General features: G+C 36.6%; 27 protein-coding genes and 1 tRNA gene. 9 read left to right on the forward strand and 19 right to left on the reverse strand.

Annotation, left to right across the window (positions count from 1 at the left end):
- Positions 1 to 241: 241 nt before the first annotated feature.
- From I2C87_RS04025 to I2C87_RS04050, 6 genes are all read right to left on the reverse strand, one after another.
- On the reverse strand, positions 242 to 889 hold the full coding sequence (locus I2C87_RS04025) for a DUF443 family protein (protein WP_195324036.1): 648 nt from the start codon (positions 887 to 889) through the stop codon (positions 242 to 244).
- Positions 890 to 1,089: 200 nt separating this feature from the next.
- Positions 1,090 to 1,161: transfer RNA gene (locus I2C87_RS04030), tRNA-Arg, on the reverse strand.
- A 43-nt stretch (positions 1,162 to 1,204) separates the two neighbouring features.
- Positions 1,205 to 1,552, reverse strand: coding sequence for a 50S ribosomal protein L19 (gene rplS, locus I2C87_RS04035; RefSeq protein ID WP_003003254.1), 348 nt, complete (start codon positions 1,550 to 1,552; stop codon positions 1,205 to 1,207).
- Between the two features lie 117 nt (positions 1,553 to 1,669).
- Complete coding sequence (locus tag I2C87_RS04040) at positions 1,670 to 2,881, reverse strand: chloride channel protein (RefSeq protein ID WP_195324037.1); 1,212 nt, start codon at positions 2,879 to 2,881, stop codon at positions 1,670 to 1,672.
- A 9-nt stretch (positions 2,882 to 2,890) separates the two neighbouring features.
- Positions 2,891 to 3,163 carry a chorismate mutase gene (locus I2C87_RS04045; RefSeq protein ID WP_195324038.1) on the reverse strand — a complete coding sequence of 91 codons (273 nt, stop codon included), beginning with the start codon at positions 3,161 to 3,163 and terminating at the stop codon, positions 2,891 to 2,893.
- Between the two features lie 133 nt (positions 3,164 to 3,296).
- Complete coding sequence (locus I2C87_RS04050) at positions 3,297 to 3,740, reverse strand: flavodoxin (RefSeq protein ID WP_023026746.1); 444 nt, start codon at positions 3,738 to 3,740, stop codon at positions 3,297 to 3,299.
- Positions 3,741 to 3,915: 175 nt separating this feature from the next.
- Between I2C87_RS04050 and I2C87_RS04055 the strand changes: the two genes are divergently transcribed.
- The 3 genes from I2C87_RS04055 to I2C87_RS04065 all read left to right on the forward strand — a co-directional run bounded on the left by I2C87_RS04055 (position 3,916) and on the right by I2C87_RS04065 (position 6,381).
- Complete coding sequence (locus tag I2C87_RS04055; RefSeq protein WP_125329718.1) at positions 3,916 to 4,854, forward strand: DHH family phosphoesterase; 939 nt, start codon at positions 3,916 to 3,918, stop codon at positions 4,852 to 4,854.
- Positions 4,855 to 5,032: 178 nt separating this feature from the next.
- The gene (locus tag I2C87_RS04060) at positions 5,033 to 5,917 is read left to right on the forward strand and encodes a hypothetical protein (RefSeq protein ID WP_195324039.1); all 885 of its coding nucleotides are present in this window, start codon (positions 5,033 to 5,035) and stop codon (positions 5,915 to 5,917) included.
- 221 nt (positions 5,918 to 6,138) lie between these two features.
- Positions 6,139 to 6,381 carry a type B 50S ribosomal protein L31 gene (locus tag I2C87_RS04065; protein WP_023023047.1) on the forward strand — a complete coding sequence of 81 codons (243 nt, stop codon included), beginning with the start codon at positions 6,139 to 6,141 and terminating at the stop codon, positions 6,379 to 6,381.
- A 104-nt stretch (positions 6,382 to 6,485) separates the two neighbouring features.
- Here I2C87_RS04065 and I2C87_RS04070 read toward each other — a convergent pair whose 3' ends face one another.
- Together I2C87_RS04070 and I2C87_RS04075 are read right to left on the reverse strand one after the other, a co-directional pair.
- A complete protein-coding gene (locus I2C87_RS04070) occupies positions 6,486 to 7,646 on the reverse strand; it encodes a tyrosine-type recombinase/integrase (RefSeq protein ID WP_195324040.1) in 1,161 nt (386 codons plus the stop codon).
- Positions 7,647 to 7,707: 61 nt separating this feature from the next.
- On the reverse strand, positions 7,708 to 8,259 hold the full coding sequence (locus I2C87_RS04075) for a helix-turn-helix domain-containing protein (protein ID WP_195324041.1): 552 nt from the start codon (positions 8,257 to 8,259) through the stop codon (positions 7,708 to 7,710).
- Between the two features lie 162 nt (positions 8,260 to 8,421).
- On the opposite strand from I2C87_RS04075, the gene I2C87_RS04080 reads away from it, so the two are divergent.
- From I2C87_RS04080 to I2C87_RS04105, 6 genes are all read left to right on the forward strand, one after another.
- Positions 8,422 to 8,703: a DNA-binding protein gene (locus I2C87_RS04080; RefSeq protein ID WP_195324042.1), complete on the forward strand. Its 282-nt coding sequence runs from the start codon at positions 8,422 to 8,424 to the stop codon at positions 8,701 to 8,703.
- A gap of 9 nt (positions 8,704 to 8,712) precedes the next feature.
- Complete coding sequence (locus I2C87_RS04085) at positions 8,713 to 9,537, forward strand: phage replisome organizer N-terminal domain-containing protein (RefSeq protein ID WP_195324043.1); 825 nt, start codon at positions 8,713 to 8,715, stop codon at positions 9,535 to 9,537.
- A gap of 4 nt (positions 9,538 to 9,541) precedes the next feature.
- Positions 9,542 to 10,024, forward strand: a complete 483-nt coding sequence (locus I2C87_RS04090; RefSeq protein WP_195324044.1) for a hypothetical protein — start codon at positions 9,542 to 9,544, stop codon at positions 10,022 to 10,024.
- 173 nt (positions 10,025 to 10,197) lie between these two features.
- Complete coding sequence (gene mobV / locus I2C87_RS04095; RefSeq protein ID WP_195324045.1) at positions 10,198 to 11,379, forward strand: MobV family relaxase; 1,182 nt, start codon at positions 10,198 to 10,200, stop codon at positions 11,377 to 11,379.
- A gap of 10 nt (positions 11,380 to 11,389) precedes the next feature.
- Entirely contained in the window at positions 11,390 to 11,830 is a 441-nt protein-coding gene (locus I2C87_RS04100; RefSeq protein ID WP_195324046.1) for a hypothetical protein, read from the forward strand.
- A gap of 102 nt (positions 11,831 to 11,932) precedes the next feature.
- Positions 11,933 to 12,106: a hypothetical protein gene (locus tag I2C87_RS04105; RefSeq protein ID WP_195189792.1), complete on the forward strand. Its 174-nt coding sequence runs from the start codon at positions 11,933 to 11,935 to the stop codon at positions 12,104 to 12,106.
- 308 nt (positions 12,107 to 12,414) lie between these two features.
- Here the strand turns inward: I2C87_RS04105 and merA are convergent, their stop codons facing one another.
- The 11 genes from merA to I2C87_RS04155 all read right to left on the reverse strand — a co-directional run bounded on the left by merA (position 12,415) and on the right by I2C87_RS04155 (position 22,955).
- The gene (gene merA / locus I2C87_RS04110; protein WP_001031935.1) at positions 12,415 to 14,055 is read right to left on the reverse strand and encodes a mercury(II) reductase; all 1,641 of its coding nucleotides are present in this window, start codon (positions 14,053 to 14,055) and stop codon (positions 12,415 to 12,417) included.
- Between the two features lie 28 nt (positions 14,056 to 14,083).
- Positions 14,084 to 14,476 carry an Hg(II)-responsive transcriptional regulator gene (merR, locus tag I2C87_RS04115; protein ID WP_049522735.1) on the reverse strand — a complete coding sequence of 131 codons (393 nt, stop codon included), beginning with the start codon at positions 14,474 to 14,476 and terminating at the stop codon, positions 14,084 to 14,086.
- A gap of 483 nt (positions 14,477 to 14,959) precedes the next feature.
- Positions 14,960 to 15,565: a hypothetical protein gene (locus I2C87_RS10045; RefSeq protein WP_229046177.1), complete on the reverse strand. Its 606-nt coding sequence runs from the start codon at positions 15,563 to 15,565 to the stop codon at positions 14,960 to 14,962.
- 86 nt (positions 15,566 to 15,651) lie between these two features.
- A complete protein-coding gene (locus tag I2C87_RS10050) occupies positions 15,652 to 16,224 on the reverse strand; it encodes a hypothetical protein (protein WP_229046180.1) in 573 nt (190 codons plus the stop codon).
- Positions 16,225 to 16,235: 11 nt separating this feature from the next.
- A complete protein-coding gene (locus I2C87_RS04125; protein ID WP_195189790.1) occupies positions 16,236 to 16,700 on the reverse strand; it encodes a hypothetical protein in 465 nt (154 codons plus the stop codon).
- Positions 16,701 to 16,806: 106 nt separating this feature from the next.
- Positions 16,807 to 17,430, reverse strand: coding sequence for a hypothetical protein (locus I2C87_RS04130; RefSeq protein WP_195189789.1), 624 nt, complete (start codon positions 17,428 to 17,430; stop codon positions 16,807 to 16,809).
- Positions 17,431 to 18,157: 727 nt separating this feature from the next.
- Entirely contained in the window at positions 18,158 to 18,922 is a 765-nt protein-coding gene (ldcB, locus tag I2C87_RS04135; RefSeq protein ID WP_195324047.1) for an LD-carboxypeptidase LdcB/DacB, read from the reverse strand.
- A gap of 10 nt (positions 18,923 to 18,932) precedes the next feature.
- Positions 18,933 to 20,726 carry a TcaA second domain-containing protein gene (locus I2C87_RS10055; RefSeq protein ID WP_229046182.1) on the reverse strand — a complete coding sequence of 598 codons (1,794 nt, stop codon included), beginning with the start codon at positions 20,724 to 20,726 and terminating at the stop codon, positions 18,933 to 18,935.
- A gap of 80 nt (positions 20,727 to 20,806) precedes the next feature.
- The gene (locus I2C87_RS04145; RefSeq protein WP_129269026.1) at positions 20,807 to 22,063 is read right to left on the reverse strand and encodes a DUF6574 domain-containing protein; all 1,257 of its coding nucleotides are present in this window, start codon (positions 22,061 to 22,063) and stop codon (positions 20,807 to 20,809) included.
- Positions 22,064 to 22,161: 98 nt separating this feature from the next.
- The gene (locus I2C87_RS04150) at positions 22,162 to 22,443 is read right to left on the reverse strand and encodes a rhodanese-like domain-containing protein (protein WP_129269024.1); all 282 of its coding nucleotides are present in this window, start codon (positions 22,441 to 22,443) and stop codon (positions 22,162 to 22,164) included.
- A gap of 20 nt (positions 22,444 to 22,463) precedes the next feature.
- A complete protein-coding gene (locus I2C87_RS04155; protein ID WP_129269022.1) occupies positions 22,464 to 22,955 on the reverse strand; it encodes a prolyl-tRNA synthetase associated domain-containing protein in 492 nt (163 codons plus the stop codon).
- Between the last annotated feature and the right edge of the window lie 14 nt (positions 22,956 to 22,969).

Here is a 22,969-nt window from a genome sequence, read left to right on the forward strand (position 1 = left end):
CCATATGATTTACGAATTTACAAGCTATTTCAATGGCGATACATCATCCTCTGGAACTTACCCTCTCCAGTCAATCAATTTTTGTTCAGCAATCGGAATTAATTTTTCAATCTCCTCCTGAGTAAATAATTCCCAAATAGGTTATTTATCCATTTTTTAGTTTCTAAATACACATTAAAATAGAAATCTCTTCGACCAAATGTATCAAAACAATCTGCTACGAAAAGCAAAACATCACTATTTACAACTCTTCAATCTCAGTCAACGTCATTGTTTTATAGTACTCAGGGATTTGCGGCATTCTCAATATCACAAAGAACCACCACGAAATCATGCCATTTATCACCAACATAGCACTTTCATAACCACTATTAAGTCCCATAAAAAATGATAAACAAACAGTATTAATACCAAGCATAATGTACCACCAATCAAACATTCTTTTCCCTTTTGGCTCAAAAACAAGTCGACAACGTTTACTATTTGGCTGGATTCTTGATTCGAACTTTCGTACTGCAGCTTTTTCATACCAGACAGCCATGAGATAAGACAAAAATACAGAGAAAGCAAACAACACTAATTTCAGTAAAAATTGCTCACTAATTCCCCAACAAATAAATGCATCTTTCATCAATCTATGAGAAAAAACCACAAGTGGTTGAACCATGATGACTAAAGCAGTAGATGCGTTCAAGGGTGTCTTAGGTTTTATTTCAAAACTATCGTTTGATGGAGATAGGTCAACCATTTCAGCAGAAACCTCTTTAGGAAGCAAACCAAAAAAATAGGATTTCCCTTTTATACTAGTAGAATCTAAGATATATTTTTTATTTTTAAACTCAACGATTCTAAAAACTGCTATATTCGAATATTTAAATTTTAATTCCATATTTACCACCTAAACTACACCTATTCAGCGCAAAAGTATAGAAAGTATTATCATAACACTAACAACCCAAAATAAGGCTTTTTTCAACTCTTTCTCCTAAACATTCTACATACATTATACCACACCATGGATATCATATTAAATGTTTAAAATTTGGTCAAAGAAAAAACACTGGTTATCCAGTGTTTTCTTTCTACTTCTGTCCCCTGCCGGAATCGAACCAGCAACTACTCCTTAGGAGGGAGTTGTTATATCCATTGAACTAAGGGGACCTATAAAAAAAGAAGCGAGATCACTCCCGCCTCCTTATTCGTCTTAACGACGGATTTCTTTAATACGAGCTGCTTTACCTTGCAATGCACGAAGGTAGTACAATTTCGCACGACGTACTTTACCGTAACGTACAACTTCAATCTTTTCTACACGTGGAGTGTGTACTGGGAATGTACGTTCAACACCGACACCGTTAGAGATTTTACGAACAGTGTACATTTCAGTGTGTCCTTGACCTTTACGAGCGATAACAACGCCTTCAAAGATCTGGATACGTTCACGAGATCCTTCGACAACTTTCGCGTGTACACGAACAGTGTCACCAGGACGGAATGCAGGGATATCAGTACGAAGTTGACCTTCAGTCAAGCTTTGGATTAATGGATTCATTTTATTCTCCTATCTTCGTCAATCTTGAGGGCTACTCCCCCAGCGGATAAACTGTATTTTTGTGCTTCCATTACGCACAAAGTTTATAATACCAAAAGAATGTCCGTTTGTAAAGGATTATTGCAACTTTTTCGCAACTTTTTGTCCACTATAGATAGACAGGGCTGGAAAGAGACGCGTAGCGACCAGACAGACCAAGAGAAAGGCTGGCCAATGCTGAAAACCAAAGACCTCACACCCAATCAAGATGGGACCAATGGTCGTTGAGGTTGCTCCGGCGAAGACTGCAGCATAGCCCAAGGCTGCTACAAGATAAACCGGCAGTCCAAAGAAAGGAGCTAGCCAGACACCTAGACTTGCCCCGATAGAAAAGAGCGGGGTCACTTCTCCTCCCTTATAGCCTGCAGCAATGGTTGATACCGTAAAGAGGAGCTTGAGGAACCAGTCTGCTCCAGTGATCAAGCTCTTGCCTTCAGCTCCCGCAAAACTTTGGGAGATCAAATTGGTCCCCAGTCCTGTATAGCGACCTGTCCCAATCAGATACAAGAGAATACTCAGTCCGAGACCGACCACTCCGATCCGCACATAAGGATTGACAAAGGCCTTGGCAAAGCTAGTTTTTAACTGCCCCAAAAGATAGGCAAAGAGCTTACCTGTCAGACCAAAGATGACTCCTAAGACCAGCAACTGCAAGATTACTAGAGGCGATAGGGAGAGCTTATCTGAGATGACCTGGGTGAACTTCTCTAGCCCCAAGGTGTGAGAGGTCCAACTAGCGACAAAGGCTGCAATGGTCGCAGGATAGAGAGCCCGCCACTCCAGTCTCCCAACCACTAGGACCTCCATAGCAAAGAAGATTGCGGCTAGAGGCGTCTGAAAGAGGCCACCGAAGCCAGCTGCCATCCCAGTGACCAAATAGATCCGTGAAGCATCTGGGCCAAGTCCCTCTCTTCGTAGAGCATGGGCGACTGTCCCACCGAGCTGGACCGCCACTCCTTCGCGACCAGCGGATCCACCAAAGAGATGCGTCATCCAAGTGGAGAGGATGGTCAAGGGGATCAAGCGCTTGGGAATGTCTTTCTCCTTTTCCTCACCCACTTCAAAGAGGAGCTCCATCCCTTTTTGACTCTTGCCCCCATAGGTGCGATTGAGATAGGTGATCAAGATACCTGCTAGAGCCAGAAAGGGCAAGAGATAGAGGAGATAGTCTGTACGAACTTCTCCAATCCCGATCAAGACACGGCCAAAGAGGGTATCAATCACTCCAACGATTGCCCCGATTATGAGGGCATCTAGGGTATACACTAAGGTTCTTTTAAATATCGTCATCTCAGCACCCTAGTCCGCATCTAACTGATCGGCCTGGTAGCCTCTGGAGCGCTTCATCAAATCCCGATAAGTGGCAAGGATGGTTTCCTCATAGCGTTTTTCCTGGACCAAGCCGGCTACATTGGCTAAGACTTCTTCCTCTCTGGCCCGGTCCAAGACAGGGTTTTGATGGGTTTCTTTGTAGCGAATGACATCTTCCACACAGTGCATCCGGCGTTCTAACAGACGGACCAATTCTTTATCAATACTGTCAATCTCTTGGCGAATCTTCTCTAGTTCCATACACTGGCCTCCTCACTTTTTGCTACCCATTTTATCAAAAATCGGGCAATCTTACTAGCCCTATCTAGCTATTGAAGGTTTTCAGTCATAAAAAAAGTGCCTGCCACATGCAAACACCTTTCTTAGCTAGGGATTAGCCCACTTTTGCTACGACTTCTTCTGCAAAAGCTTCTAATTTTTCAATATCTTCATCTTCAGCTGACAAGTCTACCTTGACGCACTCAGAACCTTTAACCGCACCAGTCGCTGCAAAGACACGATCAAAGTCATCGACTGCCTTACAGAACTCGTCGTAGAAGGTATCACCAGATCCAACAACACCGTAGATCTTACCATTCAAGTCAAGACCAGCTAAGTCTTCATAAAAGTCTACGATTTCATCAGGAAGCTCACCATCACCGTAGGTATAGGTCGCTACGACTGCAATATCAGCTTCAAGAAAGTCCTCTGCGTCTACTGTTGTACATTCGTCGACTTCTACTTCGACACCAAGATCACGAAACTTATCTGCTACGATATCAGCAATCTCTTCTGTATTTCCTGTCATACTTGCAAAAACAATCTTTGCTAATGTCATAATTCCCTCCAAATAATAATCTTATGACATTATACCACTTTCGCGCGCATTTTGCATAGGGAAGTACTGGGAGCCTGGCATTGTTCGGAAATTGTCCACCTGAGGCTAGACAACCTTTTTCTTTTCCAAATGCCCTCCTTATGCTAAAATTGAAAGAGAATAAATGAGGTACTATATGCAGATCACACAGGACATTTTAGAGAAAATCAACCACTACGATACCATTATCCTTCACCGCCATATGAATCCGGATCCAGACGCGATTGGAAGCCAGGTCGGTCTGAAAGAGATCATCCAGAGCAACTTCCCAGACAAAAGAGTCCTAGCTACCGGCTTTAACGAGCCCACTCTTGCTTGGATGGCTAGCATGAATACTGTCACAGATGAAGACTATGCAGGTGCCCTGGTCATTGTCTGCGATACTGCTAACACCCCTCGCATCGATGATAAACGATACACGAGTGGCGATTATCTGATCAAAATCGACCACCATCCAAATGATGATGCCTACGGAGATCTCCTCTGGGTAGACACAGATTCAAGCTCTACGAGTGAGCTCATCACCCTCTTCGCTCTTGAACAACAGCTTGAGATCAGTCCAGAAGCAGCCCGTCTCCTCTATGCTGGTATTGTCGGAGACACTGGACGCTTCCTCTACCCTTCGACGACTAGCCGGACTTTCGAGATGGTTGCCCACCTTCGTAGTTTTGACTTTGACTTTGCTGGTCTTTCTCGTCAGATGGACAGCATGAGCTCTAAGATTGCCAAGCTTCAAGGCTATGTCTATGATCATCTCGAAATCGATGAAAATGGAGCTAGTCGCGTAACCCTGACCCAAGAACTTCTCAAACACTACCAGATTACTGATGCCGAGACCGCTGCAATCGTCTCAGCACCTGGTCGGATCGAAGACGTCAGCGTCTGGGCTATCTTTGTCGAGCAAGCTGATGGCCACTACCGCGTCCGTATGAGAAGTAAGGCTCTGGTGATCAATGAGATTGCAAAACGCCACGATGGTGGAGGCCACCCCCTCGCTAGTGGAGCCAATTCTTATTCTTTAGAAGAAAACGAGCAAATCTATCGAGAACTACAGGAAGTTGCCAAGGCCAAATAGATAGTGAAAATCAAGCAATCAGGTCAGTCGTTTCTAGTGGAGACGATGGACCTTTTTTCATTTTCACAAAAACGAATGAATTTTAATAACATTTAGAAAAATGTGAACGATTTCTTACATTTCCATTCCAGTTTGAGCTTATTTATGCTATAATAATCACAAAAAAAGGAGACGTTTTATGCATAAACATCGTATTTTTATCATCGTCGCAGCAGCTCTTACTGCCATTTCTACCTTTTTGCCATGGAGTACATTAAATGGTGGATCCTTCGGAAGTTATTCTTTCAGTGGAATTCAAGGTGAATTTGGATGGGTCATCGTTGTCCTAGCTATTGGTGCTATCGTTCTAGCTTGTCTTCCAAACATTGCTCCACCAATGAACAAGAATTTTTCCATTGGTGTCATTGCTATCGGTATTCTTGAAAGCTTAATTACGATCATCACTATGTTTAGAGTCTTTGGTGCTTCATCTCAATTCGGTGATGGCTTTTCTATTGGTTTTGGTTTGATTATTGCTGTAATTGCAAGTATTGCTATTGTGGTCACAGGACTCCTTGCTATGTCTGGTGGTAAAATCACTAAAGGGACATTCCAAGAACTTGCATCAACAAGTAGAGGATTCGCACAGTCTGTTGCATCATCTGTCCAATCACCACAACAACCGGGTCAACCTGGACAACAACAATGGCAACAACCGCAACAAGGGTTTGGTCAGCCTGCCCCAGGACAAGGATTCCAACAAGCGCCTCAACAAGGCTTTGGTCAACCTGCTCCAGGACAAGGATTCCAACAAGCTCCTCAACAAGGGTTTGGTCAACCTAATCAACAACAATGGCAACAACCGCAACAAGGCTTTGGTCAACCTGCTCCAGGACAAGGGTTCCAACAAGCGCCTCAACAGCCTCAGCAAGGGTTCCAACAAGCACCTCAACAAGGTTTCCAACAAGCGCCTCAACAGCCTCAACAAGGCTTCCAACAAGCGCCTCAACAAGCTTGGCAACCACAAGAGCAACAGCAACCTCAACAACCAGAACAGCCAACTACTGAACCTGGTCAAGAATAAAATGATTTCTATTGATCTTGCATGTCTAACATTTCCTTTCTAGGACTGATAGACAGAGTGGGAAAAGCTTACCTAACAGGATGAGCTTCTCCCACTTTTTTCTTTATAAAATGCGAAAAATTTGGTAAAAATCCTTGCCAAACTCTTTTGTTTTTGATAAACTAACTTAGTAACAATCTATGGCTCGGAAAGAGACCATGGCAGAAAGGAATTATTGCAAAATGAAAAAAGATATCCATCCAGAATATCGCCCTGTTGTCTTCATGGACACTACTACTGGTTATAAGTTCCTTAGTGGTTCAACTAAGTACTCTAATGAGACTGTTGAATTCGAAGGTGAAACTTACCCATTGATCCGTGTTGAAATTTCATCAGACTCACACCCATTCTACACTGGACGTCAAAAGTTCACTCAAGCAGATGGACGTGTGGATCGTTTCAACAAAAAATACGGTCTCAAATAAGAAACCGCATAACGAATTTAAAAACGTTGAAAATAAAGCCTTTTCCAAGAAATTGGAATTGGCTTTTTTCTTTTTAGTACCGTCTTTGGTACCGTCTTGGTAAATTAGTCTTTCCACCCGTTCATATAATTTGCAAACTTATTAATAGCTTTTACTTCACCAACTGCTGTTGTATGACTATATGTATCTAAAGTCATTTGGCTACTTGCATGACCTAATCTTTTCGCTGTATTAACTGGATCAATACCGATTTCAATCATTAGTGTAGCATGAGTATGCCTAAAACCATGAGGTGTGATTTTCTTTAAACCATGTTTATCAATAATTCTTTTTAAAATACTATTAATATAATCCTGATAAAGCGGTTCTTCCTCACCGTTTCGATTAATAAAAGTAAACATATATGATTCACCAAGATTTAAAGGAGTGACAGTTAATTTCCCTTTTTCTCTTAATGATTGTCGTTTCCATTCAGAAAGTATATCTACTGTATCTTGATCTAACCTTATCTGACGCACCGAGAATTTGTTCTTGGTGCTTTTTTCTAGTGCTTTTCCATTAATTCTACCTAGGTTCTTACTCACTGATAGTATCTGATTATCAAAATCTAAATCAGACCACCTCAATGAATACAATTCTCCTTTTCGTAACCCACTATAAGCTAATAATCTGAATAAAGCATAATTTTTGTAAGGCTCTTCTTCTTTTACAATTTTTAAAAATTGATGTAGCTCTTGAACTGTAAAATAATTCTGTGATTCAATCTTCTCCCTTTTTGGAAGAATCACTCCTTTTACTGGATTATCACTAATCAATTTCATTTTAATAGCAAATTCAAAAATTTGACTAATGTATGATTTAATCTGCTTAATATTCCTAAAAGTCTTACCTTTTTCGGTAATTAGCTCTTGGCATTGCCATGGTGTAATTTTGGAAATTTTAAATTCACCTAAACTCGGAAGAATGTGAAGCCTAAATAAATCATCCGTACGCACACTTGTAGTCAACTCAACAGTATCTTGATATGTTTTAAACCATTCTTCAAAAACATCTATAAAGGACTTATTTGAAGCACTCAGGAGCTCTGTGAGCTCCCCTGAGTATTTCTTTTGCATCATCAATGTTTCGTACTGCTTCGCTTCCCTAAGTGTCTTAAAACCGCTTTTAAAATAGTCATGACGCTTCCCGTCTATCACTCTATAAATTCTAACTTTATAAAGGTAGCCTGTCTTTGATTTTTTAGCCTTATATTTAATAATTGACATCTAAATTTCTCCTTTATTTTATATGGTTTCGGAGCTTATAAAATAAAGAAATATAAGTCAATTATTTTTTCTTAATTGATTGCTTGTATTCGTCAGAATTGACCCAATCTTCCCATACATAATGATAAGAGGAATCTTCTTTACCAGAACTATTAATCAAATACAAAAAATTACCTTCTTCATCAGATATAAACTGTTTAAAAGCTTTAAGTAAAACAGGATTGTAATTCTTATCTTTTGAGATAAAATCGATATAATTCTCCAATACTCCAGAATTAATTAAATCTGCAAGCATGAAAGCTAAATCATCTTTGTAAGGTGTCCATTCATCAATTTTATTACTTATTAAGGTGCCTTTTTTGATTTTAGTATGAAGATGCTTTAAAATTGATTCATTTTTAGGATTTCTTAGATTTGGGTTTTCATCAAGTCCCAATAAATAAGGTACTGAAACACCAAAGTAATCTGCTAATATTTTAGCATTATCTTTTTTAGGATTTGAATATCCGTTTTCATAATTAGAAATCGTTGATAAGCCTATACCAGTTTCGGAAGACAATTCTTTCATTGTTTTATTAACTTGCTTTCGTAACTCTTTTACCTTGTTATCCAAAATACTTCCTCCTTCATTTAATTATTATTTTACCATAAAAAAATAAAATGTACAAAAAAATTGTAATATCTCTTGCTTTTACAATTATTTTGTAATATAATATTTACAAGTTACAAGTTTCTTGTAACAGAGGAGCTTATAAAATAAAGAAAGAGGTACTATATGTCAGATCAATTCACTATCAGTTTACCAAAAGCAACTGAAAAAATGTTAATTGCCAGATATGATAATATGCTTCAAAAAGCCGTAGAAAAAGCATTTGAAGATAAGGAACTATATAAACCAATGGTTCGAATGGCCGGTTTATGTAGATGGTTAGACGTTTCTACTACTACTACTATTAACAAATGGCAACGTGAAGGGATGCCTCATATTGTTATTGATGGAGTTACTTTATATGATAAACATAAAGTGACTGAATGGTTAAAAAAATATGAAAGATGAGGGTTCTGTATGTCTGATTCGAAAAAATATTATTACATGAGGTTGAAAGAAGATTTTTTTGATACTGAAGAACTACTTCTCTTGGAAAATCAACCTGATGGCGAAAAGTACTCAAATATCCTTTTGAAGTTATATTTAAAAAGTTTAAAGAATGAGGGTAAATTAATGTATAGAGATAGGATTCCCTACAATCCATGGTTAATAGCTACTATGACAAGGCAACCCGTTGCTGTTGTCGAAAAAGCATTACATTTATTCCAGGAGCTTGAGTTAATCGAGGTGTTGGACAATGGTGCAATCTATATGATGGATATTCAAAACTTTATCGGGAAAACAACAACAGAAGCCGATCGCAAAAGAGAATATAGAAATCGAATTGCTAACGAAAAACAAAATATTTTATTATCTGGACAAATGTCCGACAAAAGTCCGACAAATCTCCACCAGAGTCTAGAGATTAGAGATAAGAGATTAGAGAATAGATATTTAGTTCTAGAAGAGCCTAAAAATAATTCTTCAAAAAAGAAAAATTTTATAGGTGAAAATTTCTATAACTTAGTTCAGGTCATTGCTGATAAATATAACGATCGTTTTATGTATCCCCAAGGTTTTGTTTTAAAACACTCTCAAAAAATGAAGATTGGAAAATACCTTGAATCAAATTATATACAAAGTAATGAGATCATGGATTTAATTGACAGGATTCCTTCAACCACAGAAAGTCCATTAGCTTATTTGTTTAAGATGATAGAAAATCTCATTCAAGAGAGAAGACAAGAAGAAAAAATAAGAGCACATAAGATTGCTTCTGATCATTACAAAGAAGGATCATAACATCATGAATATAAAATGCAATGAATTAATCGAATTCTTAGTTAATAAGTCACTACAGTTTTCCAATAACAATTCAATTTGTATTGAATTGCAAGAAATTAAAGAAATATTATTTTTCTCAAATGAATCTATTTATGATTTGGTATTCCAAATGAAACGAAAGAAATTTTATTACCCAGTTTATTTTGGAAACAAATTAGTTATCTCGGAACGAAATATTTTTGATTATGTAGATATCTATGATAATGATTATTTAAGTTATAGATTATCTATCGATTTTGAATCACTTATTAACGGAGGTACAAATATGATCGAACAGTCCATTACACATTCAGTTAATGAAAACAATTATCATAAAACGGAAAAGAAAAAACAATACCAGTTTATTATAAAACCATCAAATAGAGATAAATTGGAAAAATTGGTAAAAGAAAACAATTATAAATCTGCCTCTTCTTTCCTGGATAGTTTAATAGAATCTATGTGATTCTCGACATGCTTGCATGTGTAACGCACTTTTACCATTTGGTAAAGTATAGTGCGTTATACTTCACTTGAAAGTATGCTGGATCTTAAATAGATTTCTGATCTTAAATAGCTGTTTATTTTAATTTATATAATCTATTTAAATACTTATAAGATATTTAAAAGGAGCAAAAAATGAGCCAAATTGTAGCACGAATGCAAAAGCTAAAAAGTTCTAATTTAGGTGGAATCTACTATCATAATGAACGTATATTTAAAAATCATAGCAATAAAAAGATTGATCCTTCAAAAACTCATCTAAATTATGAACTAACTGATCGTAACAAAGAACTAACATATAAAAAGCAAATCACTGATTTCATTGATGAAAATAAAGTAAGCAGTCGATCTATTCGAAAGGATGCGGTAATGTGCAATGAATGGATCATAACATCTGACAGTTCTTTTTTCAAAAAATTAGATAATGAAGAAATTAAATGCTTTTTTGAAACCTCTAAAGATTTTTTTGAAAAGAAATATGGCAAGGAAAATATTGCATTTGCTAGTGTTCATATGGATGAAAGTACTCCTCATATGCACTTAGGTATAGTTCCAATGGTAGAGGGGAAATTATCTTCTAAACAGATGTTTAACAGAGAAGAACTTCTTAAAATTCAAAATGATTTACCAAAATATTTAAATGAAAATGGATATGATATTCATAGGGGGAAAGAAGGTAGCACTGCTAAACACCTTACAGTAAAAGAATATAAAGATTTACAAAGTCAGTTAGAAGAAAAAACAGAAAAAGTAAATGATGCTAAACATGAATTAGCAAACATACAAAACGAACTCGTAAAAAATAAAAGAGAGCTTGGGGAACTTAGCAAAGTACTAGAATCAAATGATAAGATTCAGCAAAATTGGGATAATGAATTAGCTATAAAAAAGAAAAAAATCCCCTTTGGTAAAGAGCAGATTGTAATAGATCCTGAATCCTATAATAAGATTAAATCAAGTTATTTGGACAAGGAAATGAAAGTAGCTAAACTTGAACAAGATATATTTAAATTAAGAAATGAGATGATAATAGAGAAATCAAAGGGAGAAAAATATAGAAATATAGTAATCTCAAAGGATCGGCACATTTCTGAACTTACTAAAAAGCAACAAGCTTTACAGAATAAGTATAAAAAGCTTCTGGAAAGATTCAGAATAATGTGTGTCAAATCAAAACGGTGGCGGGAATTCGCAAAAAAACATACTTCTACTCCTCTTTTCAAAAGCCAGTTACTCATAGTTAATTCACTAAATCCAATTAAATTAATAGTTTCAGTTGTTCAACAAATAAATAAGGTTATGGATAAAAATATGTAAGGAGAAAAAAATGACAGAAAATAAAGGTTTTAAACTAACTTACTCTGGAGAACTCACTGGTAAATACATTTCCTCACTACTAATCTCAATTGCAAAACAACTAAGAGTTGAGTATGCTAACGAACTTCCACAAATTTTATTAAATAATTCAATTTATAGACAGTTCCTAATAAAAAAAATCTATATAACAAACCTAAAAGATCACCTTTTCAATCAATTAGGGGTAAAAATTGCAATCAAAAGTATTGATAATAACACTAAGGATCTATACTTAATTGTAACTGATATTACTAGATTTCGTGAAAATATCTCATTCTATCTTCTTGAGACATTTACTACAAAAGAACTAGTTGATCATTTAGAATTAACTGAAAAAAGATTAAGCCTTAAAGAAAGAATAGAAAAACACAAAATGGCTATGAGGGCAGAAATCGAAATACTTAGAAAATAATTTTATTATTTTGAAGCTTTTTTGTTGGAATATTTCAGTTTTTCATCGTTTTTGTGGCATAATAAAATTATAAAGATAAAAAAAGAAAGGAGGAGTCGAGAAATGAGTACAGTAAAAGAAACTATTGTATTTTTTAAATATCTTCAAGATAGTAAAATCGCCAAAAAAGGTAAAATTTCACTTCCAGGAAGAGTTACCAGGGAACAAGCTAAGTTAATCCTAGAAAACGATTACGGTTATACTGTAATTAAGGTTAATTCTTGTTTGGGCCAGTAATTTCAATATTTTAATTAAAGGATGCAAATAGCATCCTTTTTCTATTTTCAAGAAACTGATTGAAATAAAAAAGAATACTGATTAATCAATATTCTTTAGTATTTTTGGGTATTCGGATTTTATGGTGGAAAAGGGCTTATAAATCACCCTTCTCCAAATTCTTAATAAGTGTGGAAAAATCGACACCTAAGTTGTCTGTAATGTCGAAATCATCAGTGTTAAATTATTTTTGTGACCACAAATTCACTTAGAAAATCCCTTAAAGCATTAGCTGGTTCACTTGAATAGGGAGTTGTAAAAAAGTTCCCTTAGCCTGCACAACAAGATAATTTCGAAATATCTTTATCGAACGTAAGTGCAACTAATTTTAGCCCTTCAGCCATTGTTAAATATGGTGCTAGGGTTTCTGTTAAATCTTCTATCGTTAAGCCAAATTTAACAGCTAATGATGCTGCATAGATGACATCTCCTGCATTTTCAGATACAATATGAACCCCTAATACTTTTAGTGTTTCTGCATCTGCTACTAGTTTAAATACACCGGTTGTTTCACGGTTTACAATTGCTCTTGGAACAGCATCTAAAGGTAATACAGATGTCTTCACATCATACCCTTTCTCTTTTGCTTGTTCTTCTGTTAAACCAACCGTTGCAACCGTCGGATTCGTAAACGTAACAGCAGGAACTACCGATAAATCTATTTTTTTGTTTAATCCACCAATAGCATTATCAGTAATAATTCCACCTTCATAGGCTGCTACATATACAAATTGTGGTCCTAAAGTCACATCTCCTGCTGCATAAATCTTTTCATTACTTGTTTGACCAAAATCATTGATCAGGATTTCATTATTTTTTCCAGTTTCAACACCTGCTGCACTTAAATTTAAAGAATCCGTATTTGGTTTTCTTCCAGTGGCAACAAGTAACTGATCTGATTCAATGACTTCTCTACTGCCATTTACTGTTACGTAAACCCTTTTTATCTCTCCACTTTGTTCAACACGCTCAAAAGTTGCCCCTTTGACAAGGTTTATACCCTGTTCAATTAACGCTTTTTCAACTGACTCTGAAATCTCAGGATCATACTCCTTTAAAAGTCGCTCACTTCTTTGCATAAGCGTTATTTCTGAACCTAAATGATGAAATAGTTGTCCAAGCTCCATTCCAATGTATCCTGAACCAATTACAGTTAATCGTTTTGGTATTTTCTTTAACTCAAGAAGTGTTGTACTAGTTAAATAGTCCATTTTTTCAAGTCCTGAAATTTGGGGCAACGAAGGCGATGCACCTGTTGCAATTAAAAAGCGTTTTGCAGATAACTTTGCCCCATTGACCTCAACCGTACTAGCATCAACGAATTTTGCTTCACCTTTAATTAAATCAAAATTATATTCATCAATTAAATCCATATATTTTTGATTCCGAAGTTCGCTCACCAATTTATCCTTTTGCGTGATTAAACTAGCTAAATCCACTTCTCCAGCGGATGTTTGTAAACCTATAAACGGATTGTCTTTTGATAAATGATTGATTTCCCCTGCCCTAAGAAGAGTTTTTGACGGAACACAGCCAATATTCACACAGGTTCCCCCAACCGTTCCACGCTCAATCATTCCAACTTTTGCACCGTATTCTATAGCTTTAATTGCCGAAGAAAAGGCAGCAGCACCAGAACCAATAATAAGAAGGTCATAATTGTCTTCATTAATTAACGCCACGTTTTCTAGTGATGATACTTCTTCAATTTCTCCGGCTTGGTAATTTGCTTCATCAATCGCCTTTATTGCACTTTCAACCTCAATATCATCGGGCAGTTCAAATACTGCTTCACCACGACGATAACTAGACTCAATATTTTTAGCACCTATCTTTTCAAGTGCTGATTCTACGTGTTTTTCACAACCCGTACAAGTCATTCCTGAAATGTTTACCTTAAATTTATTCATAAAAAAGCTCCTTTCGTTAATTAATCTCTCATGTTAATGTCTCTATTATTGGACACGAATGTAATTGCTTTTCATCTGGACATCGTTGTTTTAAGTCGTCTAACATAGTTTCAATTCGTTTTAAATCCTCTATTTGTTTTTGCACTTCCTTTTGTTTTTTAGAAACAAATTCGAACATATCTTGACAACGAACTTCATCTTTATCTACAACACCAACTAATTTATAAATCTCGCTTAAAGAGAAACCAAGTTCCTGTATTCGTTTAATAAACCCAACACGCTTAACGTCATCATATGAATATATCCGATAACCAGCTTCCGTTCGGTGAGGTTCTTGTAATAAATTTTTTCGCTCGTAATATCTGATCGTTTCTTTATTAACTCCACATTTATCTGCAAACTCACTAATGCGATAAATCATCTTATTTCACCCCCTGAATATTATAAACCATGTACCATAGTACACGGTCAAGTAAATTGGACTATTTTATTTTTTTCCCAAAGTATCACTCGTATGTGATTGATACTTTTATATAATACTATTGATTATCCTAACATCCCACCAGAAAATCCGATTTAAACACCAGTTGTTTTTAAACTATTAAGAAAGTAATTCCACTATATATTCCGAAGACCCGTATTTTTTAAAAAACAATAAAAGTCGTCTGTTTGGCAAAAATAAAATATACCGACAATTTAACTCAATGTAATACATATTTTTTTTGAAGACGGTTTAATTCTTTTTCATCTTTAATTATTCTTATGCAGTCAAAATAACTATTTATATATTTATAAGAATCATAATATTCTGAGAAACTTAAATAATAACGAGCTTGTTCATAGTAGTTATTTTCTTTTAACTCTTCACCATATAAAACTAAAATTCAATTGGAAGAATCATTTGTTAATCATATAAGATCTCATTATGCACATTATCTTCAATAAAATTAACTATACTAAGTTCTTTATTATCTTTTTTCTGTAATTTATATTCAAGTGATAATAATAACATTTCGTAACTTTTATATTCTCTTTGTGTTTTAACTAATGATAATATTTTTTCAAAACTATCTTTCATTCCAAGTTCAGCTCTTATTATCAGCTGTCCATATAATTCTTGGTCATCCATATCTTTTATCACAGAAGATAAAAACTCATCTGGTAAAAATTTCTGTTTTAAAACATCTATTGAATTATCAAAGTAAAGATAATAATTAATTTCATCGTTTTGAACAAGTGTCTCAATATCCTTAAATAAACTAAAGAATCTATCTACCGCAAAATATATCGCAATCGATACAGTAGCAAAACTTATCATCTCATCAGTTGTATTATTAGAGATTAATACGGATAAAAAAACTAAAAAGTAAATAGCTCCTTTTATCAAAATTTCTAAACGTGGATTCTTAGTTTGCAATTGTAAACTAAACCTTACCATTAAAACTATCACTAACAGGACAGCAACTTCCAAAGGAATTTCAAACCATATAGAAATAATTTTAGAAATCATAAGCCAAGAAAAGATCCAAAGGAAAATTTTAATCTCACTAATACTTTGCTCTGATTTTTCAATTTTCTCGAGATTTAAGGTTGGTGTTAAAAATAGAAGACAAATACTAAATAGTCTCTAAACAAATTACCCTTTCCAAATTGTATCGATGAAACTAGTACAAGCATCAATATAACTATCAGAGTAAACTGATACTCTCCAAATATCATAATTGGTATGAGAATTGATAAAATCAGTTTAATAACTTCATTAATAAATCGTTCTCGGTAAAATAACACAAAATTTATGAAATACAGTAAAATCATGCAAGGGATAGCTCTTAATACAAAACCAGCATCACTTAATATATTTAAAAAACTAAATTGAGGAACATCAGTCGGTTTCCAACAAATAAGTTTATCAACTTTACCAAGAATAAAATCCAAAAATGAATTAATAGTGAACATTAACGAAAGTATATAGGAGATCGTAAATCGAAAAAATTTATCAAATCCGCTATTCCAAATTAATTTCATTGTTCCAATGATATAAGCAAAAACATTTATTAGTAGCAAGGTCGACAATAAATCTTGTTTTATAATACTACCATCACTTAGTCTGAGGACTCTATTCCTGATTAGTTGAAACCAATTTTTTTCTTCAAACATTTTAAAATTCATCTTTTCCACCTCTAATTTAATTTTTTCCAGTCCTCACTTATTTTATAATTAGACTGTTTCCATGAATCTTCAATGTCAAATATTTTATATTCTATATACTTATCATTTGTATCAAAATAAGATAATCTAACTTCATCAAAATCTTGAAAGCCTATATCTTTCCCTTTTATAATGAATTCTAAGTCATATCTTTTTATTTCGCCCGCATCAACTAAGAATGAATATGAACCGTTATCTGCCAATACAGTTTCCCCAGAATGCGTTGACTGTTTTGTTTTAGAAACAAATTTTCCAGCTGAATATAAAGATAAATTTAGATTTCTCACAATCTGTCTAGTTCCTTTTGTATTATGAATTTCAATCCATAATGGTAGGTCAAAATATATTTCATTATTTTCTTCATAAAACCCCCAAGGATTTGATGTAATCTTATTGTAAACTGTTTTATAGTAAATATTGGTTTTCCCTTGTTCCATCAAATACTTCTTAATATATGCTTGTATTAGCAGAGTAATCGATGAAGATATTATTGAAATAAACGCACCTAATAACGTCGAATTATTCAAAAAGTAACTTAAGAACTCACTCATAGTTTTCTCTTTTCCCATCATAATAAATTTTATCTAACAATGTTTCATTTACTGTTTGTAGTTCCTCACTACTAATATGTTTCACATCAATATCTAACTGGTCTAGTTCACCAAACTTTGATTCTAAATCTAGCAATATATCAATCAACATTATTTTCACATTATTTAAGATATTCTCTAAACTAGCTTTATTTACGACTTGTTCTAATGTATAACACTGAATACCACATTTACTTGCACTATAGACCATTGGGGCAAATTCAATTAGGTCATAGCTCATTTCGATTGATAAATTACGTTCAATCGTACCTATACCATTAGTAATTTGTCGAGCTCTTAAAAAATTTTTTATTTCATCTGTAAAAAATGATTCTGACAGTGGTGCTGACTTAACTGTAAAATTTCTATTTATCCCTGAATATCTTATACTATATGAAATGTCTTTCCTATACTGAGGAATTTCATCATCTATCTTATATCCTCTCAACTCATTTTCAATCCATTTTTGCAGTTCAGAATTTTTTAATGAATATGTAATTACTCTTAATCTTAATAGTGCGCTTTCTAAACTAATACATTCTTCAGCAATATCTCTAATTAATTTACTTTTTGTCATTTTCTTTCTCCTTTTGTAAGGAACTATTCTCTTTTACTGTTAATTCATTTTCTTACAATAGACTAACAATTTCTTCTAGTTCATCATCCTTTGATAATTTCAAAAGACAAATCAAAGGTTTAAGCCAGTTATTCTACTATTTCATCTAACAATTCTTATCTTATTTATTGACTTAAAACCTAAATGATTATATAAAAACAAATTATAGAATAATAGTCAGTACTTGTAGACTTATGAATATGAAAAAGGCCTCAGAAAGCTCTACAAAGCGCTCTGAGGCTTTCGTTTAATACCAATATAATTATATCAAACTGATAATAAAAAATCTATAAGAAGAGAGAAATGGCAAATTTAGAAGATCAAGAATACGAAACATCTATGTTTAATAAAAATGACATTGAAAGATTTTGTGATAAAAATTTATTCTTTTAAAGGATCCAAATAGCATTATAATTTCTTTATTTTATAAACTCCGAAACCTCAAATTTAGTACCTTTTTGGTACCTAATTACTTATATGTAACATAATACAAATAACATTTATGATAAAACTTCCTCGTGAAATACTCTATATAAAAGGTATTTGAGCATATAATATTAACTCCTTGTAAAATACGGTCTCAAATAAGAAACCCATCAAAACCACTTCCACTTGGCAGTGGTTTTTTCTTGTCCTGACCAGCACAAAAACACCGCTCCTTCAGGTTCCTGAAAGAGCGGTTTTCTTGTTATTCGTAGTCGCCACCAGTAAAGTTGAAGTATTCTTCTAAGCTTTTTCCTGATGCTGCGACATCTTTTGCATCTTCTCCGATATAGCGAAGGTGCCAGCTTTCCGGCATATAGCCTGTGCTCGCTTCTTTTCCTTCTTGATAGCGGACGATAAAGCCATACTTGGCAGCATTCTTGAGCAACCATTTGCTTGCACCTGCTTCTTGGACCAGATTGCCACTAGTATCGATGAGGTCAAATGCTAGACCTGTCTGGTGCTCACTATAGCCAGGACGAGCTGAGTAGCGATCTGCTGCAGCTACTCCGTCTTGATTGACATAGCTTTGGTAGAGATCAACCTGGGTCTCATAACTGCGGAAACCACTGTACTGATCGCTGATAGCATAGCCTTCTGCCTGCATAGCTGCGATCAACTCGTGCAAGGCCGCAACAGCTGTTGGATCCTCACCTGGATTGTAGTCTGCAGCTAAGGGATAGTGCTTGTTGGCGATGACGATATCTCCAGACTTCCCTTGAACACTGTAATAAGAACCATTGAAAGAAACGCCTTGGTCTACTGTGACTTCGCCAGCCTTCTTCGTTGACTTTTTGCTATCATCAGCTTCAGAAGCACTGGTTTCTTTGCTGGCTGACGACTGAGCGACTTGCTTAGTGGAAGCAGGCTCTTTTGGCGTCGAGCTCTTTGATTCCTTTTGTTGGCCACAAGCACCTAGGCTCAACAGAACCAGGCCAGCAAGCGTCCATTTTGTCATGCTTAATTTCATCATAAACCTCCTAATTACCAGCCGTGACCGCGATAGCCGTAATCACGTAGGTATCCCCTACTGGTTTTAGAGTATAGGTCTTGTCCTTGCTACTCTGGCTATCTTTTCGGCTGGTCACATAGTGTACAGTATATTCTTCATGGGTTTTCACGATAATCATTCCGTTCTCTTCGGTAACGCTGAGAACGTTGAAAACACCTGGTGTATAGTAGTCGATTTCAGCCTTCTTGACGCCTCCACCTGTCGTCCACTCCACCATTTCCTTGTAGGCATCACTTGAAGTGTCATAGTACTTGGAGTAGGTGTTGGATCTACTTGAAACAGATGAGAAGATTTCTGTCCGGTAGTCTTGGAGGAAGGAGGTGATAGAAGTTTTCTTCTCTTCTGCCTTCTTGGCTTCTTCTTCCTTGGCTTTACGAGCTGTTTCTGCATCTTTTAATCGTTTGGCTACATCCTTAGAAAGCTTCAAAGTGATGACTTCATCATCATCCGGAGTTTCACCAATCGTAACCTTGGCCTTTTCAGTTGTATAGCTCTCATTGTTGAGACTAAAGACTGCATGGACCTCGATTTCTTGATGGGCTACGACATCGACTTCAAATAAGGTACTTGTGCCGACTTCCTTGCCATTCACGGCTACCTTGATATCCGTTGGATTGCTGACTTCATCTGGGAATTCAATCTCCAGAAGTCGTTTCTCAGAATTGAAGGTCAAGTCCAGCTTATTCTTCGAAGCTTGAGCTGGATCTAGCTTGACCTCACTAGAGATCTTTCCAACTTCGGTCTTACCGTCTAGTTGCATGTCTCGAGGTGCAAAGTGAACCTTTCCAAGTTTGGTTGTTTGGTTTTTCTTGAGCACAGTCGTGTCTTTTTCGCTGGTCTTAAGCTTGGCATCATCCAGATTCGTAGTTGCTGTGACTTCAAGTGGATAGGTCGCGATGCGGTATTCTTGGAAGATACCGAATTTCTTATCCGCCTTCTCAATCCCGATTAGCAGATTCTGTTTTTTGTCTTTGACAATACCTATTTTTGAAGACTGGGCGATATGATCTAATTCGTAAATGACATCGATCTTCTGAGCAGTCATGTAGTCAAGCAAGCCTTGAGCTTCTTCCTTGGTCCACTTGTCCTTGTCACTAGAAAGGATGCTAGCCACTTCCCGGTAATCCTTTTGTTCAATGGCTGTGACCAATTTGTCTACTGTCACCTGTGGGCCCGTAGTTGTCGAGAAGTAATAGCCTAGTCCAGACAAGGCCAAGACCAACAAAGCCAAAATACTAAAGAAGAAAACTTTCTTTTTCTTGCCCTTTTTCTCTTTTTTGACTTTCTTCTCTTTCTTTTTCTTGCCTTTCTTGCCAGCTTCTTCTTGCTCTGACGCTTCTACTGGCACTAGGGCTTCAGCTGGCTGGGACAGGCTTTCTGGGGCCTCTGATGGACTCTCCACTGGTGCGAAGACCTGTGTTGTTTGATTGGTCTCTTCCAAGTCAATCGTCGGAGCAGGTGCTTCTACGATTTCAAAATTCTGGCTTCGAGCAGATTCAATCTCTTCTGGAAGTGGTGCACGTCCATAGAGAGCGACGAAGCGCTCTTCCCAAGCAAGTTGAAGAGGATTTCCAACCGCTTCTACTGGCCCCTGCTCTCCTAAAGCAGGCCCTTCTGAAGCCACTTGTTGGTCGATCGCTACTCCAGCAATCGATTTGATTGCCTTAAAATCAAAGCCGGAATCTCTTCCGGCAATGTATTCTTCAGGAGTAGGTTTGCGACCGATCACTTTTTCAAATAATTCTACCCATTTTTTGTTCATCGGTATGTTCTCCTAAAACCTAAAATATTTTTATCCGATATGTATATGAACAAGATTTTTATGACAAGGTTCCTATCTAATTAGAAGAAGGAAGCGATATAGACGGATACTTGTTCTAAAATACGTCTGTCAATAATGCCAACAATTGTGAAGATGACTAGAATGACTGCTGAAGAAGCAAGGAGCAACAAGAATTTGTCAGCCTTGAATTTTGTTCTGTTCAAACCTTGGTAAACAGTATAGAGCAAGCCTAAGAAATAGAGAACGAAGATTAACGATCGAAGGAAGATAAATCCTTCAAAGTACTTGACTAGAGAAAAAACCAAGACAATGAGGGATGCTGGCAAGGCGTAGATAGACAAGCGAGCAAACTCATCGAATGAGCGTTTATAGGTGTATTCTTTATCTTGCAAGACAAGGTTACGAACCAAGAAACCAGTTAATTGAGTAGCATAAATTGTAAAGAAAGTTACAATGACAATCAATAGGTAAGCCGTAAATCCTACTTCAGCGTAAGGGAAGGCACTCGCCACGAAGAAAAGTGAGAGGCTAAGGATAAATGCAGTTAAGACATAATGAAGGATACCATTCAATACTCTTGGTTGATTTTCTACTGTTGGACGAACCAAAGCAGAAACGAACCATGACCAGAATCCTTTCATTGCTTGACCAAAGGCATTTGGTTGAGCAGGTTGTGCATAATAGGCTTGACCTGGTTGAGGTTGTCCTGGATAAGGTGCTTGCTGGAAGCCTTGACCTGGAGCTTGACCTGGAGATGGTTGACCAAATTCTGGTTGTGGCTGTTGTTGAGGTGCTTGTTGGAAGCTATTTGGTTGTGCACCAAATGCTGGTCCTTCTGGCGCAGCAGTGTATTGTGGCACTTCTTGAACTGGTGCTTCTGGAGCAGCAGTATATTGTGGCGCTTCTTGAACTGGTGCTTCTGGAGCAGCAGTATATTGTGGCGCTTCTTGAACTGGTGCTTCTGGAGCAGCAGTGTATTGTGGTACCTCTTGCACTGGTGCTTCTGGGGCAGCAGTGTATTGTGGTGCTTCTTGAGCTGGCGCTTCTGGTGCAGTAGTGTATTGTGGTGCCTCTTGAACTGGTGCTTCTGGTGCTGCAACGTACTGTGAAGTCACTTCTTCTGGTGCAGCTGGAGCAGCAACAAAGCCAGCGTTTACTTGGTCTGGAGCTACTGGAGCACCTACAAATTGTGAAACTTCTTGGGCTACCTGTTCTTCTTGGAACTCACCTGCAGCCAACGCTTGAGCGATCTCTGCTTCAGTTGCTGAACGACCGTTCACAGCTTCAAAGTAATCAAGCCAATCCTGTTTGATCATAAAATAATCTCCTTATAAAACAAAGTACAGATATATTATATAAAAATTTCCACTAGAATTCAATATTCTACCGGAATTCACAAGCTGCGATCTCGCAACTAGTCAAATGCATCCATGCCACCTTGGACGTTGGTTACATCATAGCCCGCTTCTTCCAAAAATTGACAGGCACGGGCTGAGCGCCGACCAGACTTGCAGATGACATAATAGGCTTGGTCTTTGTTCAGCTCTGAATAGCGTTCTGCCAACACTGATAAGGGAAGTAAGGTCACTCCGTCCAGATGAAGAGCATCATATTCCTCCTGCTCACGGACATCGACGACGTTAATTTCTCCTGCTTGGTACTTTGCTACAAAGTCATTAAATGGAATTTCTTTCATGATTTCTCCTATAGGTTCTATTATGGAAGTGTTAGTATTTCATAGTTAAAGTCAATGGACTCTAAAAAGCGGAATAGGTCTTGAGTTTTGACAAAGATGGTCTTTTCATTGGTGTTCGGATGGAAGGTCATGATCTCCTCTGACACAATGTCCTGATCGAAATAGACGAGAATATCTTTTTCTTCATTGTTTAACAAGCCAAATGGAGATACCGTCCCTGCTGGTAATTGCATTTTTTCTGCTAGCGATTCAGCTGAAGCCATGCGGATCCGATTGGCTCCTACTTGCTCTTTGAAGTTATCCATGTCCAAGGGTTTCTGATCATCCATGATGAGCAGATAGTACTGGGTTTTCTTTTTGTTGGTCAAAAACATGGTCTTTGTCCGGACACCTTCTAAACCTTCAATATAGGAATCGGCCTGCTCAGTCGTGAAGGCAGGTGGATGCTCCACCACATCAAATTCAATCCCGAGTTCGTCCAATTTGTCTTTGACTTTTTGATATGCATCCATGGCAATACCTCCTC

It is taken from the genome of Streptococcus sp. 1001283B150225_161107_H12, assembly GCF_015552665.1.
Classification (GTDB): Bacteria; Bacillota; Bacilli; order Lactobacillales; family Streptococcaceae; genus Streptococcus.

Coding starts and splice junctions, on each gene's coding strand:
- I2C87_RS04080 (WP_195324042.1), top strand. CDS start 8,422: ATGTCAGATCAATTCACTATCAGTTTACCAAAAGCAACTGAAAAAATG.
- I2C87_RS04145 (WP_129269026.1), bottom strand. CDS start 22,063: ATGATCAAACAGGATTGGCTTGATTACTTTGAAGCTGTGAACGGTCGT.
- merR (WP_049522735.1), bottom strand. CDS start 14,476: ATGATTTATCGCATTAGTGAGTTTGCAGATAAATGTGGAGTTAATAAA.
- I2C87_RS04050 (WP_023026746.1), bottom strand. CDS start 3,740: ATGACATTAGCAAAGATTGTTTTTGCAAGTATGACAGGAAATACAGAA.
- I2C87_RS04130 (WP_195189789.1), bottom strand. CDS start 17,430: ATGACAAAAAGTAAATTAATTAGAGATATTGCTGAAGAATGTATTAGT.
- I2C87_RS04125 (WP_195189790.1), bottom strand. CDS start 16,700: ATGGAACAAGGGAAAACCAATATTTACTATAAAACAGTTTACAATAAG.
- I2C87_RS10045 (WP_229046177.1), bottom strand. CDS start 15,565: ATGATTTCTAAAATTATTTCTATATGGTTTGAAATTCCTTTGGAAGTT.
- merA (WP_001031935.1), bottom strand. CDS start 14,055: ATGAATAAATTTAAGGTAAACATTTCAGGAATGACTTGTACGGGTTGT.
- ldcB (WP_195324047.1), bottom strand. CDS start 18,922: ATGAAATTAAGCATGACAAAATGGACGCTTGCTGGCCTGGTTCTGTTG.
- I2C87_RS04070 (WP_195324040.1), bottom strand. CDS start 7,646: ATGTCAATTATTAAATATAAGGCTAAAAAATCAAAGACAGGCTACCTT.
- I2C87_RS04100 (WP_195324046.1), top strand. CDS start 11,390: ATGACAGAAAATAAAGGTTTTAAACTAACTTACTCTGGAGAACTCACT.
- I2C87_RS04105 (WP_195189792.1), top strand. CDS start 11,933: ATGAGTACAGTAAAAGAAACTATTGTATTTTTTAAATATCTTCAAGAT.
- I2C87_RS10050 (WP_229046180.1), bottom strand. CDS start 16,224: ATGAATTTTAAAATGTTTGAAGAAAAAAATTGGTTTCAACTAATCAGG.
- I2C87_RS04045 (WP_195324038.1), bottom strand. CDS start 3,163: ATGGAACTAGAGAAGATTCGCCAAGAGATTGACAGTATTGATAAAGAA.
- I2C87_RS04090 (WP_195324044.1), top strand. CDS start 9,542: ATGAATATAAAATGCAATGAATTAATCGAATTCTTAGTTAATAAGTCA.
- I2C87_RS04060 (WP_195324039.1), top strand. CDS start 5,033: ATGCATAAACATCGTATTTTTATCATCGTCGCAGCAGCTCTTACTGCC.
- I2C87_RS10055 (WP_229046182.1), bottom strand. CDS start 20,726: ATGAACAAAAAATGGGTAGAATTATTTGAAAAAGTGATCGGTCGCAAA.
- I2C87_RS04055 (WP_125329718.1), top strand. CDS start 3,916: ATGCAGATCACACAGGACATTTTAGAGAAAATCAACCACTACGATACC.
- I2C87_RS04040 (WP_195324037.1), bottom strand. CDS start 2,881: ATGACGATATTTAAAAGAACCTTAGTGTATACCCTAGATGCCCTCATA.
- I2C87_RS04150 (WP_129269024.1), bottom strand. CDS start 22,443: ATGAAAGAAATTCCATTTAATGACTTTGTAGCAAAGTACCAAGCAGGA.
- rplS (WP_003003254.1), bottom strand. CDS start 1,552: ATGAATCCATTAATCCAAAGCTTGACTGAAGGTCAACTTCGTACTGAT.
- mobV (WP_195324045.1), top strand. CDS start 10,198: ATGAGCCAAATTGTAGCACGAATGCAAAAGCTAAAAAGTTCTAATTTA.
- I2C87_RS04085 (WP_195324043.1), top strand. CDS start 8,713: ATGTCTGATTCGAAAAAATATTATTACATGAGGTTGAAAGAAGATTTT.
- I2C87_RS04155 (WP_129269022.1), bottom strand. CDS start 22,955: ATGGATGCATATCAAAAAGTCAAAGACAAATTGGACGAACTCGGGATT.
- I2C87_RS04065 (WP_023023047.1), top strand. CDS start 6,139: ATGAAAAAAGATATCCATCCAGAATATCGCCCTGTTGTCTTCATGGAC.
- I2C87_RS04025 (WP_195324036.1), bottom strand. CDS start 889: ATGGAATTAAAATTTAAATATTCGAATATAGCAGTTTTTAGAATCGTT.